This window comes from Pseudomonas sp. EpS/L25, from assembly GCF_001512295.1.
Lineage (GTDB): Bacteria > Pseudomonadota > Gammaproteobacteria > Pseudomonadales > Pseudomonadaceae > Chryseomonas.
In genome coordinates this window covers 179,114-193,992 of the sequence record NZ_LNUP01000016.1, presented here as the reverse complement: position 1 = coordinate 193,992, position 14,879 = coordinate 179,114, and the positions used below count along the sequence as shown (strand labels likewise).

The 14,879-nt window shown below is 54.6% G+C and carries 12 protein-coding genes and 4 pseudogenes; 5 read left to right on the top strand and 11 right to left on the bottom strand.

From position 1 onward, the window contains the following. Positions 1–72: 72 nt before the first annotated feature. The 4 genes from AR540_RS25560 to AR540_RS25075 form a co-directional block, all read right to left on the bottom strand. On the bottom strand, positions 73–654 hold the full coding sequence (locus AR540_RS25560) for a hypothetical protein (RefSeq protein WP_153014298.1): 582 nt from the start codon (positions 652–654) through the stop codon (positions 73–75). A 104-nt stretch (positions 655–758) separates the two neighbouring features. Continuing rightward, positions 759–1,082: a hypothetical protein gene (locus tag AR540_RS25080; RefSeq protein WP_082707081.1), complete on the bottom strand. Its 324-nt coding sequence runs from the start codon at positions 1,080–1,082 to the stop codon at positions 759–761. Positions 1,083–1,238: 156 nt separating this feature from the next. After that, positions 1,239–1,634, bottom strand: a complete 396-nt coding sequence (locus AR540_RS21370) for a hypothetical protein (RefSeq protein ID WP_153014297.1) — start codon at positions 1,632–1,634, stop codon at positions 1,239–1,241. Continuing rightward, positions 1,631–2,431: a GNAT family N-acetyltransferase gene (locus tag AR540_RS25075; RefSeq protein ID WP_082707080.1), complete on the bottom strand. Its 801-nt coding sequence runs from the start codon at positions 2,429–2,431 to the stop codon at positions 1,631–1,633. Before AR540_RS25075 ends, AR540_RS21370 begins: the two co-directional genes overlap by 4 nt. A 466-nt stretch (positions 2,432–2,897) precedes the next feature. On the opposite strand from AR540_RS25075, the pseudogene AR540_RS25065 reads away from it, so the two are divergent. Next, positions 2,898–3,750: pseudogene (locus AR540_RS25065) on the top strand (IS5 family transposase). 361 nt (positions 3,751–4,111) lie between these two features. On the opposite strand, the pseudogene AR540_RS25060 reads toward AR540_RS25065, so the two are convergent. Next, a pseudogene (locus AR540_RS25060) lies at positions 4,112–4,964 on the bottom strand (IS5 family transposase). A 518-nt stretch (positions 4,965–5,482) separates the two neighbouring features. Between AR540_RS25060 and AR540_RS25555 the strand changes: the two are divergent. After that, complete coding sequence (locus tag AR540_RS25555; protein WP_153014296.1) at positions 5,483–5,920, top strand: hypothetical protein; 438 nt, start codon at positions 5,483–5,485, stop codon at positions 5,918–5,920. Between the two features lie 147 nt (positions 5,921–6,067). On the opposite strand, the gene AR540_RS25550 is transcribed toward AR540_RS25555, so the two are convergent. The 4 genes and pseudogenes from AR540_RS25550 to AR540_RS25540 form a co-directional block, all read right to left on the bottom strand. Beyond that, positions 6,068–6,280, bottom strand: coding sequence for a hypothetical protein (locus AR540_RS25550; protein WP_160328354.1), 213 nt, complete (start codon positions 6,278–6,280; stop codon positions 6,068–6,070). Positions 6,281–6,360: 80 nt separating this feature from the next. Beyond that, positions 6,361–7,205, bottom strand: a pseudogene (locus AR540_RS21345) (IS630 family transposase); the annotation flags it as partial. Between the two features lie 114 nt (positions 7,206–7,319). After that, positions 7,320–7,886, bottom strand: a complete 567-nt coding sequence (locus AR540_RS25545) for a hypothetical protein (protein ID WP_153014294.1) — start codon at positions 7,884–7,886, stop codon at positions 7,320–7,322. A 1,057-nt stretch (positions 7,887–8,943) separates the two neighbouring features. Then, the gene (locus AR540_RS25540) at positions 8,944–9,228 is read right to left on the bottom strand and encodes a hypothetical protein (RefSeq protein WP_153014293.1); all 285 of its coding nucleotides are present in this window, start codon (positions 9,226–9,228) and stop codon (positions 8,944–8,946) included. A gap of 593 nt (positions 9,229–9,821) precedes the next feature. Here AR540_RS25540 and AR540_RS25055 point away from each other — a divergent pair. Then, positions 9,822–10,071: pseudogene (locus tag AR540_RS25055) on the top strand (transposase); the annotation flags it as partial. Between the two features lie 390 nt (positions 10,072–10,461). Here AR540_RS25055 and tyrS read toward each other — a convergent pair. Continuing rightward, positions 10,462–11,661: a tyrosine--tRNA ligase gene (gene tyrS / locus AR540_RS21340; RefSeq protein WP_059231901.1), complete on the bottom strand. Its 1,200-nt coding sequence runs from the start codon at positions 11,659–11,661 to the stop codon at positions 10,462–10,464. Between the two features lie 168 nt (positions 11,662–11,829). Between tyrS and AR540_RS21335 the strand changes: the two genes are divergently transcribed. Together AR540_RS21335 and AR540_RS21330 are read left to right on the top strand one after the other, a co-directional pair. Then, complete coding sequence (locus AR540_RS21335; RefSeq protein ID WP_059231899.1) at positions 11,830–13,266, top strand: OapA family protein; 1,437 nt, start codon at positions 11,830–11,832, stop codon at positions 13,264–13,266. Position 13,267: 1 nt separating this feature from the next. Next, entirely contained in the window at positions 13,268–14,353 is a 1,086-nt protein-coding gene (locus AR540_RS21330) for an anhydro-N-acetylmuramic acid kinase (protein ID WP_059231897.1), read from the top strand. An 18-nt stretch (positions 14,354–14,371) separates the two neighbouring features. On the opposite strand, the gene erpA is transcribed toward AR540_RS21330, so the two are convergent. Then, positions 14,372–14,722, bottom strand: a complete 351-nt coding sequence (gene erpA / locus AR540_RS21325) for an iron-sulfur cluster insertion protein ErpA (protein ID WP_058766943.1) — start codon at positions 14,720–14,722, stop codon at positions 14,372–14,374. Positions 14,723–14,879: the final 157 nt, after the last annotated feature.

Sequence of the window (14,879 nt, the reverse complement as noted above, 5' to 3'; positions counted from 1 at the left end):
CATTTCTAAGTACAGTGGCAAAGAGTGAGCGCCCCTAGTCAACAAACCACAGCGGCGCGTCACCTTAGCATATTAATTCTGTTTAAGCGTGAAGTTGGCGTTAATAGACCAGCTACCTCCAGTCGAACCAAAACCCAATGATGTTTGAAATCCGCCTATTGTCGGTGACGACCAATTCGCGTTCCATGACCCGTCGAAACCTCTACTGATAGAGGCACTGGCGCCACTATCGAAACTGAATGTTGTACCAACCGAACTGTTTGAAAACTCGTAAGAAATGTCACCGACAGTGACCTTGCCCGAACCGTTGAGTTCACCACCAGGTGTGAACGATGCACTGAACTCAAAATGATCTTGTGTGGTCCTGAAGCCCACGCTGCCATTCATTGATGTGCCGTTTGTAGACGCCGTCCCAAACGCATTTCCTTGCTCGACAGTGAGCTCGGCATGACCGGTCTTGACCTTTCCATTGAAGGTGGCGGTGTCGACCTGCCCCCTGAAAGTGGCACCAATGACACGCCCATTTTCTTTCCATACATCTGCCTGGAAAGGAATTTCATCTTCAGGCATGGGTAGACCTGGCCCATTCGGATTTCTGGCATTTGGAAAGGCGTCCCGATCGGTTTGGATGCGATCTTTACTCGAAGAAGTCATGGCAATCTCCATGTTGTTTACAAGAACAAAAGACGTAGCAAAGAGTCATAGGCAGGTCGCGCTGTCATACTGAGCCTATAAGTAGCTCAGCACGAGCCAAGGGCTCACCCTCCGAAGGGCCCAGCCTTGATAGCCTGCCCTTTAGGGGCGCACTGCGGCGGGTTTGTCATGCCCATGGTCAATATATTTCCACCATTTATAATGCAGCTAAATTGCTTTTTGTCATTGGTTCTGACCACTACATAGGTATTGGTACCTTCAACCCGCTTGCTGAGAATCTCCACCTCAGAGGGCTCGTACCCTATCGCCCCACCGGCTTGAGATTTAATTTTATCGTCGCTCAACATATTTGTTTTACTGGCGATCGTGTCACAGCCGGACAAAAGCATAGGCAAAACAAGAACTGCCAACAGAGGAAAGGCTCTCATACACACCTCGATTTTTTTGATGGAGTTGAACAGCCTAGCGAAAACCAGCGCGCTCTGCGGTAGTACATTTGTACATAACCTCAGGATGCCGCGGTGTTCCTGTCAGTGCCGAATAGCCGCAGCCGGCTGCATCGGTTGCGGCTGTCGGCAGGATCGTCAATGGACGGTTGCGTGGGGCGCGGTGTTCGGGGTCAACCGGACGAACTTCCACTGTCCATCGTTGATGCCTCGGCCATCGTTGTAGATGTTCGCCGTCGACGGGAATTTGTGCCCGAGCAAGGTCTGGGTGTCCACGCCGATGTCCCGGTACGACCGCTCTGCGAGCGATCTGACCTCATGCAGCGAGGGCAATGTTCGCCCAGGCGGGATGTCGCTACTGGTAAGCACTAGTTTGCGGATGTTGATGAACTCGTAGCTGAGCTTCGCGGGTGAGCTAGGCATTCCATTGCGCTTGGGCAGCATGAAAGCCGATTGTTGTCGATAACGACGGGCTGCTCCCGACCCAAAGCTGCCTTTGCCGTAGGGCAGGTAGCGGCCAAGAGCAGACTTCAACTATCTACCAGGCGATATAGCGCTTGAGCGTGGGATGTCGCTAGCCCTGTACGCTGCAAATTTCGGCAACTTTGCGAGCTGGGAAGTGCGGTTGCGGCGATCACAAGACTGCCGTGTTTTTTTGCTTGCTCTATCCGATGAGATATCAGGGCTCCATGGTAGCCCTGGCCTCGTGCACTTTTACGGGTGGCAGCCGTCCCAAGGTAGGCAACTCCATTGCAGGCCAGGTACATCAACGCTCCTGCCACGACCTTTCCATCAGCTTTAAGGACGTAGATTTTCAGACGTTCATTTGACATCAGTCCTGCGAACGAAGCCTGGCTCAACTTAAGATGCTCTGGCTTGGTATGAAATCCACTCGCATGCACGGCTGCGAACTCAGACAGCGTTTTTGAGGTTGCTTCTTCGATTTCGAATGAGTGGTGATTCAAGACCACATTTTCGATGGTGCACGCGAGTTGCAGATGCGTCCACCCCCTCAGACGCTCCATCCGCTTCTCACCCACCAAAGCGTACTGTTCCAAAGCCGAGGCCTTTCCGATAAGAGGCGTTACTGTCGAATACTCTGCTGATTCCTTGAGCAAGCTCAGCAGTGACTTGGGTCTGTCGATACTATCGCCGTAGATGCGATTGAGCATCGGGCTAGGTGATGCCTTCACCTGAAAGCAGGGAAAAGCTTCGTTGAAATACACACGAGCACCAAAAGGGTTTCCACTTATCCGAGACAAACTCTCGACGCGGACACACAAATACTCGCTTTCTGCGGCCTCAATCGCATGAGCCATTCCGACATTCATGTGCATAGTCCTTTTTGCGTGACGTCCCAGAAGGGTAACGGCAAATTCAACATACACACCTCCAAAAACACAGCTGGTAGATAACCTGCTCCGGTGTCCCTTTGGGATCGGTTGCGGCCCTTCGCGAGAGGCAGCAATCGGCCTGGTGCAGTTACACAGCGGCAAAAGGACATCCGCTCTGTGCCGGATACAGCCATGCAGCGGACAGCCGCATTGAGCCCGCGCGATCGCTTGTAGAGCTCAGGACCCACAGAGCGCGAAATCAACGTCCTCACTCTCCATGACTCCGCCCAAGCGCCCCGGGGCTTTTTGATTGTTCCAGTAAAGGTTGGTGTGCCTGATCACGGCCTCTGCGGGCGGCGCACCCGTTTGCGTCATGTCTTCGGTGGTGTGGGCATCGCTTATTAGGGTTTGTCTGAAAAGTCGTGTTTGCTAGCCTACGCCTGTGATGGCAGCGGAGACAGGCATGACTGGGCGTTACGAGCTTTCGAATCAGCAGTGGGCGTTGATCGAAGACATCGTTTCCCCTCCCCGGAGGATGGGGCGCCCACGCCATGATGATAGGCAAATGCTCAATGGCCTCTTCTGGATTTTGTGCTCGGGTGCCAAATGGTGTGACCTGCCCGAGCGCTATGGTCCCTGGAAGACGGTCTACCAGCGCTTCCGACACTGGCGCGACGACGGTACCTTCGAGCGCATCCTGGCGCGTCTGCATCTGAAACTGCTCCAGGATGGTTATCTGGATCTGGACACCTGGATGATCGATTCACCACGATCCGCGCGACACGAGCCGCCTCGGGAGGTGGAAAAAAGGGGGCCTGGACGAACTGCTAGATCATGCGTTGGGCCGTAGCCGTGGTGGGCTGGGTACCAAGCTCCATCTGCTCTGTGATGCCCGGGGGTTTCCACTGACCTTTACGCTGTCGCCAGGACAGCAGGCCGACTCACAGCATTTCATTCCCCTGCTCGAACAGGTGCGTCTGCCAGGCACCAGAGGCAGACCTCGCAAGCGTTGCCGCCGGATCGTGGCAGACAAAGGGTACGACAGCGAAACACTCCGGCGTCATTGCAACCGTGTCGGTATTCAACTAGTCATTGCTCGACGCAAGATGCGTCGTAAGCCCCGCCCTGGCTTACCTCGGCTCTTCGATCAACCCACGTACCGCCAGCGCAATGCGATCGAACGCCTGTTCAGCTGGCTCAAGGAAAAACGTCGGCTCTGCACCCGGTTCGACAAGCTGGCCAGCAGCTTCAAGGCGATGGTCACTCTGGCCTGCATCGATCGCTGTTGGCGCGTCGCCTTTTCAGGCAAACCCTAGGCAGGAGTTTGCCTATGGTGTGCGATCCCTGGGGCTGACAGGTGTGACATCCACCTTGCATTTCGATGGCCATAGGCTAGGCTAAAATTTGTTTGTTTTATTACAAACAAAAGAAGTTATGTTCTTCTATCCACCGCAGGGGACGCTCTCAATGTTTGCGCACGAAAAGCTAGGGTTAGTGCTGTTGGTTTCCACCTTGGGCCTTGCAGCATATCTTGTGGTTCATCATCTGTTTTTCAGTCGACTAACGAAAAGGAAATCGGATGATGATAATTAGTGAAAGACAACGACCACCGAGCATAGCGACAGGCGCCTAAGAAGCCAGCGCTACGCTATTCGGTCATCAGGTTCGACGATAGGGCTAGGCTCTGTACGAAAAATACTGGCGTAGACAGCGCAGCGCGCAAGCGAGCGTGACCATCGCAGCGAAATTTTTTGCCAGCTTGTCGTAGCGAGTGCCGATCCTGCGACTCTCCTTCAGCCAGCCGAACATCCGCTCGATGATGTTGCGTTGTCGGTACTTCGGACGGCCGAACAGCCTCGGCGATCCCGGCTTGGGCTTGCGTTTCATCGTTCGCAGCGGAATCACAGGCTGCATCCGGTAACGGTCGCAGTACTGGCGCAAGTGCTCAGCATCGTAGCCCTTGTCTGCCAGCAACCAGTGGCAGCGCTTGCGGGGACGGCCTGGCTTACCAGGGATGCGAACTTGATCCAGGAGAGCCTGAGCATTCGAGATGTCGCTGGCCTGACCAGGCGATAATACAAAGCGTAGGGGGACGCCGTTGGCGTCGCAAATCATGTGGATCTTGGTGGTCAAGCCACCTCTGCTGCGCCCCAGCGCATGGTCTATCGGCTCTTCTGGCCCCCTTTTTTTCCGGCGCCAGAAGAGGCTCGGGCTGCTCGTACCGCAGTGGAGTCGATCAGCCAGGTGTCCAGGTCAATTAGCCCTTCCTGATTCAAGCGAATGTGTAAACGCTCGAGAACTCGATCAAAGGTGCCGTCATCTCGCCAGTCACGAAACCGCTGATACACCGTCGACCAGGGCCGAACCGCTCTGGCAGGTCGCGCCAGGCAGCACCTGAACACAGGATCCAGAAGATGCCATTGAGCATCAGCCGGTCATCACTGCGGGGGCGCCCCATCCTCCGGGGTGGGAAAACGATCTCTTCGATCAATGCCCAAAGCTCGTTCGAAAGGTTGTAAAGCTCGGTCATGCTGGCCTCCGCTGCTATCACAACGGCACGCTAGCTAACGTGACTTTTCAGACAAACCCTAAGTAAATCTAGCTCACTCTCAGCTAGCAGTGTACGAATCACATCGTAAGATCTTACTAATTATCGTGATTTGATTTTAGGTCAAGTGTCAAAAAACGCACCACAGAAGTTTAAGGTGCCAATTGAATGGCTCGCTCGTGACACTGGTGAATCGACTGGAAAAAGAAATACTTTATCCGGAAGATTTTGATGAAAGAGCTCAACAGGGAAAAATATAGAATCAATAGATTTACTATTCCTCGGTAAAAGCCAGATAAGCTGACGCAGTAAAGCCTATTACAATAACAAAATTTGATATTTTTTTAATAAATTGTTACTCCTCTATCATTCAGCGAAAAGCAAGCTCGGAATTATTACTTGAATATCCCGCTTCGCTCGCATTAAAAATGCTCTGTTATGAGCAACTACTTTCTGTTGAGAAGTGAGTACATTCTGAGATGAAAATATCACGATCTGCTATGCGAAAAGAACTGATAGAACGTGTTTTTAAATTTGAAACGTTAAAGCATAGATGCACACAAGAACAAACATCAATCAGGCTATACCAAAAAATATCATTGATAGTAGCTAAAAAGATGAAAGTAATGTCTTTAGATGATAGACGCTTCGTTGACGCCATTGCTATTTATCATGTAATAACGAGCAAGGAAATTGACACAAAATATGCTTGGAGCCTGTACAAAAAAATAAAGAATCAGCTTAACGAATACCAACGCCTAATTGTACTTAGTCATTTCGTCCAAAGGCACGATTACAAACTCAGTCATAAGAAAGAAATCACGGAAGAATTCTACAGTATCGACCTGGACGGACTGAAAAACTCAGGCAGTTATATAAAAAATTTGTTTGTACATTCAAACTTAGAGGCTATCGAAAATTTTATTTCACAAACTTAACTTCTCCATATTTTTTACGCCTTGTATTTGATTTTATCTCTCAATCTAACCTCGTCGAGAAGTTCCATTCTCAGCATGCTTTTCATAAAAGGAAATTTATCGTCCGATTCCGCATTATTTCTTATTACGTCAGGAGGAACAGTACAATCAGCAGCTACCTCCTGTGTCAAAAGCGCTTCCGTACAACTTCATCTCTCCTAAAATTCTTCTGATTTTTGTGCTGCTGTAGAGACCATCTCCAATCGCAACTTGAGCGAATTCTGCTAGAGAAATACCGTGATGGGCTGATAGCGCGGCTTGAGCAAATATATAAAATACTTTTGCTTTACCTGCAAACTGGCCCGCCGACAGTCTTTCCAAGATAATTATTTCATTTCTCAAATCGCATTCGTCGTAGACTTGGAAATCGGCTCTCTAGTGTGGTGTTTCAGAAATAACGCTCATAACTTCTGTTTCATTGCCTGAGCCGCACGGCTGACACTCGCGAGGATATCCTCGGCCTTCCTGTACCAGCGAGAGGCCTGGGATTGGCATTGTGGGTGCCCAGATAATGCCTGATCGACTCTTCCAGACCTTGCACACCGGTATGGGCTTGGCGTTTGATCCATTTTTCGCTCAGGGTCGAAAAGAACCGCTCCACCAGGTTCAGCCACGAGGCGGACGTGGGGTGAAGTACACTTGGTAGCGGGGGGGAGCGGCAAGCGAGGCCCTGATCTTATCGGTCTTGTGCGTGGCGTAGTCATACATGATCAGGTGGACGGGCAGGTCGGGCGGCACCTGGTCGTCGATCTCTTTGAGAAACGCCAGGAATTCGGTACTGCGGTGCCGCTGCTTCAATCGACCGATCACTTCCCCAGTGGCCACATCCAAGGCAGCGAACAACGACGTCGTGCCGTGGCGTTGGTAGCCATGGGTGTGGGTGATAGGGCGACTTGGGCCAAGGGCGAGCTGGGTTGCGTTCAATTCAAGGCCTGGATCTGGCTTTTCTCATCGACGCATAGCACCAGCGCCCGGTCAGGCGGATTGAGATACAGTCCGACGATATCGTGTACCTTGTCGACGAAGGCCGGATTGGTTGACAGCTTGAAGGTCTTTGTCAAATGCGGTTTGAGGCCAAAGGCCTGCCAGATACGCATCACGCTGGCCGGGAGATCCCAGTGGCCTGGCTCATGCGTCGGGTGCTCCAGTGACTGGCATCGCGGGGCTTGGTCTGCAAGACCTGGTCAATGACCGCCTGCACCTGTTGATCGGTAATCGTGCGAGGGCGGCCTGGTTTGCGTTCGTCTCAGGATTGGCATGAGTAATAAGGATCGTTTTCATACCCAGCAGCAGAATCACTGCCCTGCACCCTCCCGATAACGAAATAATCCATGCAAAGCTGTTCATTTTATGATCTTCCCTATGGAAATTCACCTAGACGCAATTCCGCCAAACGCAACTCACGCCCTTCATCTAAAATCATAACTAGCACGTCAATAACTTCACAGTCATGACTGCCAATGTCTAATAGCGCATCCAGATAACCCTTCGATTGATCGTATATTGAATTTAGAGCATTTTGATCAGTCGCGCGATTAATACCAACTATGTAATTTGCAAATCTAAAACTGGCCGTATACGCTTCAGGTAAGAAAACGCCTCCCTCTTTAATAGCGCAGGCTTGGTGTTGCTCGCGACCTGCAGGCGCTTTCTTAACTAAAACCTCTCTTAGTAAGGCAAGTTCTTCTTCTGACAAAAGATCAGGTGATGGATGGACATTGACTATAGATGCCAGACATTTCTTACGCATTTCGGCAAGTGCGAGTGTTTCCGTGCCGGTTGGGCACGCGTGATCGCTCCCTACGGCTCGATCACATAGCTCACAGATGGCCTGTAGTGTAGTAATTGGAAGAGCAGCAAGCTGCTGGGTGTTACTTTCCGAAGTTGGGGCATCTTTGGTAGATACGTTAGGCAGCTTGGTGTCCATAACATCCTCCACGCAGGTAGCACCGTTGGATATCCACTCAGGACGCATTGATCATCGACGTAACGACACTACACCTAAACCTTAGCGCGCTGTCGTATTGAGCCTTCGGTGCGAGCCAAACAAATTGCTAGATCCGAAATTTTCGATTTCCGCAGTGAAGACGAATATAGTCGTCCTCTTCACTTGTGAACGGCAACACATTGTCCCTTTGCCGAATCCCAAGACTTCTGCAGCGAGCCCTAACAGCGGCCCCGGTACGTCCAAGCTCGGCACAGAATATCGTACCTTTTTCTGAATACGATTCTTTGAGGAACGCGTCCTCTTTAGTAGTCCATGGGCGCACTTTCGCTTCGCTCACCTGTTCTGCCACCTGGTCACTTGTGGTGATGGACTATGATAAAACCTGATAACTAATCATCAACCCTAAAACTCTATTTTTGGTGCCTCCTTGAGCCAACCCTCTCATTAAAAGCAAGAAACCTCGCCTTCCTTGCTAGCGCGCACTCGGCAGGACCTCCATAACCTTAAAATCTCGCGCTCAGACAGCTTGCGCTCAAATTGCACTATCGCGCTTTGTGTTAAATGACGCAAACAACATTATAGTGATCGGCATTTGTATGGCGTTAATTAAGCTCAACTCCCTGCGCAGCATTGATGCCTATTCATTCGCACAAGCGAAAGCCAAATGCCTCCTAGCAATACTTAAAGAAGAAAAAGGCCGAATGCGACAATATTAAAAAATACTTAAACAGCTTTGGATTTATACCTTTGCTGAATAACACCCAACTCCTGTCAGCCTGTTTGACCTAATATATTACTTCGGTCCTAGTAAATGTGATTCATTGATCTATGGATTCGTTCCAAACACTTGGCGGTAACGCCTCCACGTCGTTCAATGCTGACATGTAATATCTGGATATGGCTCCGGCCCGACTCAAGAATGTCAATACTTTCAGCTTTGCCCATCCAATGAGCATAATGCTCTAACGTAACGGAGATCTTTCTTCCGATTAGCGGGGATATACAAGACTCAGAGCAACCAAAGTCAGAATTGTATTTAGCTCTCCAGCTCATTATTAGCCTCTCGCATCTCTGCTTTACCTTTTTCCTCTTTTGCCTGACGAGCCAGAACTCGCTCCACAATCTCTCTACTATCACTTCGCTTTCGGTTCCAATGACGCGGCGGCCGAAGAATCGCTGCCAACAGGCTTACGGCACCACCTGCTAGTGCCCAACCTGGATAGCCAAAGGCCATACTGACCACACTACTTCCAGCACCTACAAAAATAGCTGTTTCATAACGTCTTACATTGCCACCCTGCAAACCGTACTTGAACGCCATATTTAATGCCCTCCAATTTAATGCCCTCCAAGGCTGCAAATTATCTTATCCAACCTACGGAAACCTTAAGACTGGTAATGCGTCTAATGCTGATTGCTCTCACTGTAATTCAGCCTGAGGCAGACCTCAGAAACAAGAGATGCCGCAAACTATTACACCAATAACATTTACCGCAAAAACATAGGCGTCGTTTCAGCGTCATAAAGGCATGATCTACATATGATGTGAACAACATAAATAGTTTTACTATTACTCCGCTGATGGCTAGCCCGGAGGACCAGAGAAGACAGTCAAATGAAGAAGGCTCAACGCCGGAATAATCGGTTCTGTTTAGCTATCCCGAACCCCCATTTGCTGGGGATATTCTCCAGTTTGCAGATAAATCCGTAGACGCTGGCTTGATCGCACTTGGCGATAGATTGCTCATCCGCAGTGATTCGCCATCACCTCGCTTATTCAAATCCAAAGCCCAGGCGCTTGCGGTTCAAGTCACTCATGAATAGGCCGTAGATATGCTTGTACTCCTTGGCCTTAGGCTCTGTACGAAAAATCCGAGCGAGTAGAATTGGCGCCATGAGGGGCTGGAGGGCCGCATGGCAAAGCGTTACGAACTCCCGGATGAAGCATGGGAGCTGATTGCAGATGTTGTTTCGCCCGAGCAGACGAGGGGGCGGCCACGCAGTGATGACCGGCTGATGCTCAATGGCATCTTATGGATCCTGTGTTCAGGTGCTGCCTGGCGCGACCTGCCAGAGCGGTTCGGCCCCTGGTCGACGGTGTATCAGCGGTTTCGTGACTGGCGAGATGACGGCACCTTTGATCGAGTTCTCGAGCGCCTACTCACAAGCACCCACACGAATTGCTTGATTCAACTTGTTAAAGAGCAGTTGGCTGCGACCCGAGCCGCTAACCGAGGCGCGCATTCTACGCCAGCCTCACATCCTGTCAAGCGTTGATTTGAACTTTTCGTTTCAACTCAACCACTTGCGCCACCCTGACCGGCCTAGCCAATCTCGGCAGCGGGAGGCGAATCCTACAGCATCCCAAGACGCTGTCAACCCCTCCCCTTCACTGCGCCATCACCCGAAGGCGTTGACCCAACCGCGAGGACTCCGTGGAGCACTCGCCCGACCCAGACCTAAGTGCTTGATTTTCAAGCCGCTTCAGCGTCTGCGCCGGAAGTGGGGCGCATTATAGGGGAGTTTTGGGGCAGGTCAACAGGTTATTTCAACTTTATTGCGGACGGACGCTGATGCGGGCGAAGGCCTTCTTGCCCGCCTGACATATATAGGTACGACCGATCTCGAACAGGAAGCCACGGTCGACCACCTCGCCATCCACCTTGACGCTACCCGCGGCCAGCAGGTCGCGGGCTGCTGCAGCGTTCTTCACCAGACCGGCTTTGTTGAGAACAGCCGCCACCGGCAGCGCCGTATCGGTTTCCAGCTCGACTTCCGGCAGGTCTTCCGGCAGCTCGCCGTCCTTCATGCGGTTGCCCGCGGAACGGTGGGCCGTCTGGGCGGCTTCTTCGCCATGGAAACGGGCGACGATCTCCTCGGCCAGCTTGATCTTGATATCGCGTGGGTTCGCGCCCTTCTCGACGTCATCCCGGAACTGGGCGATCTCTTCCAGGCTGCGGAAGCTGAGCAGCTCGAAGTAACGCCACATGAGGGTATCGGGAATGGAGACCAGCTTGTTGTACATGCCGCCGGGAGCTTCCTGGATGCCGACGTAGTTGCCCAGGGACTTGGACATCTTCTTCACACCATCCAGGCCTTCGAGCAGCGGCATGGTCAGGATGCACTGGGCTTCCTGGCCGTAGGCACGCTGCAGCTCGCGCCCCATGAGCAGGTTGAATTTCTGGTCGGTACCGCCCAGCTCGACGTCGGCGCGCAGGGCGACGGAGTCGTAGCCCTGTACCAACGGATAGAGGAACTCGTGGATGGCGATGGGCTGATTGCCCGCGTAACGCTTGCTGAAGTCGTCGCGCTCGAGCATCCGGGCTACGGTGTACTGGGAAGAGAGGCGAATGAAGTCGGCCGGGGACAGCTGATCCATCCAGGTGGCGTTGAAGGCCACTTCGGTTCGGGTCGGGTCGAGGATCTTGAACACTTGGGCCTTGTAGGTCTCGGCGTTCTCCAATACCTGCTCACGGGTCAGTGGCGGACGGGTGGCGCTCTTGCCGCTGGGGTCGCCGATCATGCCGGTGAAATCGCCGATCAGGAAGATGACCTGATGGCCGAGCTCCTGGAACTGGCGCAGCTTGTTGATGAGCACGGTGTGCCCGAGGTGCAGATCTGGCGCGGTCGGGTCGAAGCCTGCCTTGATGCGCAGCGGGGTGCCGCGCTCCAGTTTTGTTACAAGTTCTGACTCGACAAGCAGCTCATCTGCGCCACGCTTGATGATCGCCAGCTGCTCCTGGACCGTTTTCATTGGGGCTCCGCCTCTGAATTTCGAAAGCGTGAACCTTATCAAGATGCCCCTGGTAGCCGCCAGCCAGCACGTCGGATCAGCCACCCCAAAGGGTTGTGACAGCCAGCTTTTGATTATATTTTAGGCAGTTATTCACTTCTTTTAACGTCACATCATCACTTTAGCTAAATGACGAAGCCCATCCCCAAAAGTCCGTTCTACCCCAAAAGCCACCTCGTGGCCGCCAGCGGGGTGGCCGCACTCTTGAGTCTGGCCTTGCTCGTGTTTCCCTCGCAGCAGGTCGAGGCGAAACGTACTTCCATCAACTTGGATGTTGAGCACGACGCCGCGCGCGCCGTGCAGGGTCAGGACGATCTAAAGGAGCAGGTGCTCTCCGAGACTCAGGCTGCGGACGCCCAGAACACTTCACCTTTCGCCCAGATCTCCCAGGATCAGCCGGCCGCGCAAGGTGACGAGGAGGCGCCGGTCGAGGAAGAGGTCGCTGCCGCCGAAAGCGTCGAGCCGCAGTGGACGATCGAGACGGTGCGCAAGGGCGATACGCTCTCGACCCTGTTCGAACGAGCCGGTCTGGCCGCCGCCGTGGTGCACGAGGTGCTCGCCAGCAGCAAGGAAGCCAAGAAGCTGACCCGCCTGCGCGTGGGTCAGAAGATCGAATTCCAGCGCGAGCCGTCCGGTGAACTGCTGGCGGTGCGCACCAAGCTGACCGCGCTGCAGACCTTGTCGCTGGTCAAGTCCGACCAGGGCTACGAGGTCGAGCACAAGACCGTCACTCCCGATATCCGCAAGGCGTATGCCCAGGGACGCATCACCAGCTCGTTGTTCGCCTCGGCGCAGAAGGCCGGGCTGTCCCATGACATGACCATGGCGCTGGCCAACATCTTCGGCTACGACATCGACTTCGCCCTGGACATCCAGGAAGGCGACGAATTCGAGGTGGTGTACGAGGACAAGGTGGTCAATGGCAAGCACGTGGGCTACGGCAATATCCTGGCCGCGCGTTTCGTCAACAAGGGCAAGGCCTACACCGCCGTGCGCTACACGGCGAAGAACGGCACCACCAACTACTACACCGCCGAAGGCGGCAGCATGCGCAAGGCCTTCATCCGTACCCCGGTGGAGTTCTCGCGGATCAGCTCGCGCTTCACCATGGGGCGCTTCCATCCGGTGCTGAACAAGATGCGCGCGCACAAGGGGGTCGACTATGCCGCGCCCACCGGTACGCCGATCCATGCCACCGGCGATGGCAAGATCGCCAAGGCCGGCACGGAGAATGGTTATGGCAACGTGGTGATGATCCAGCATGGCAAGACCTACACCACGGTCTATGGCCACATGAGCCGCATCGCCAAGGGCATGCGTGCCGGTGTGACGGTGAAGCAGGGCCAGGTGATCGGCTACGTGGGCATGACGGGCCTGGCGACCGGCCCGCACCTGCACTATGAATTCCGCATCAATGGCAATCACGTCGATCCGCTCGGGGTGAAGCTACCCATGGCCGATCCCATCGCCAAGAACGAGATCTCGCGTTTCCTGGCGCAGAGCCAGCCGCTCATGGCCCGCATGGACCAGGAACGTGCCTCCCTGCTCGCGATGAACAAGCGCTGAGATGGAGCGCTACCTGGGGGTGATGTCCGGCACCAGCCTGGATGGGCTGGACATCGCGCTGATCGAACAGGGCGAACGGACTCGCTTCGTCGCCGCGCTGGGCGTTCCCATGCCGAAGGTACTGCGCCAGGAGCTACTGGCGCTGTGCGCCCCCGGGGACAACGAGATCGAGCGGATCGCCCAGGCCGAGCAAGCCTGGATCGCGCTCGCCGCTCAAGGCATCGCCGAGCTGCTGGAGCAACAGGGACTGGTGCCGGACGACATCCGCGCCGTGGGCAGCCATGGCCAGACCATCCGTCATCTGCCCGCCCAGGGCTACACACTGCAGATCGGTGACGCCGCCCTGCTGGCCGAACTCAGTGGCATCGACGTGGTGGCCGACTTCCGCCGCCGTGATCTCGCCGCCGGTGGCCAGGGTGCGCCGCTGGTACCGGCCTTCCATGCCGATCTGTTCGGCCAGGATCGTCCACGGGCGGTGCTCAACATCGGCGGCTTCAGCAATGTGACTCTGCTGGCGCCGGAGCTACCGGTGCGCGGCTTCGACTGCGGACCGGGCAACGTGCTGCTGGACGCCTGGATCCAGCACAATCTGGGCGTGGACTTCGATGCGAACGGAGCCTGGGCGGCGCAGGGACAGGTAGTCCCAACGCTCCTGCGACAGTTGCTGAGCGATCCCTTCTTCGTGAAGAGCGGCCCGAAGAGCACCGGGCGCGAGCATTTCAATCTGCGCTGGCTGCGACAGCATCTGGACCGGCATGCCGAACTGGCACCGGTGGACGTCCAGGCCACCCTGGCCGAGCTGAGCGCTCGCAGCATCGCCGACAGCATCCGGGCTACGCAGGCAGTGGATGAGGTACTGGTCTGTGGTGGTGGCGCGCACAATACCGACCTGATGGAGCGGCTGGCCAAGCAACTGGCACCGGCCAGGGTGACCAGCACCGAGGCCTATCAGGTATCGCCGGACTGGATGGAGGCCATGGCCTTCGCCTGGCTGGCCCACCGCTTCTGCACGGGCCTGCCCGGTAATTGCCCGGAAGTGACCGGGGCCAGCGGGCCGCGGGTGCTGGGCGCGCTCTATCCGCGCTAGACGCAGCCCCGCTTTCGCTCAGATGGAGAAGGACTGACCGCAGCCGCAGGTGGTCGCGGCATTGGGGTTCTTGATGACGAAGCGCGAGCCTTCCAGGCCTTCCTGGTAGTCCACCTCGGCACCGGCCAGGTACTGGAAGCTCATGGGGTCGACCACCAGGTGCACGCCATCGCGCTCGATGACGGTATCGTCGTCCGCGGAATCCTCGTCGAAGGTGAAGCCGTACTGGAAGCCGGAACAGCCACCACCGGTGACGAAGACGCGCAGCTTCAGGCGGGGATTGCCCTCTTCCTCGATCAGGTTCTTCACCTTGGTGGCCGCACCCAGGGTGAACTGCAGGGGGGTCGGGGTGAAGGTTTCAATGGTCATTGCCGTAGTCTCCCGGCTCGCGCCGAACACAATTCAGTGACGAAATTATCCGCTTGCCCCAGCAAAACGGTCAACTATTGTGCGACCGCGGGACAGCTACCGAGATGACCGGAGTGAATGACTTGCCGGCAGCGCCACTCTAATATCGCGCCGCCTC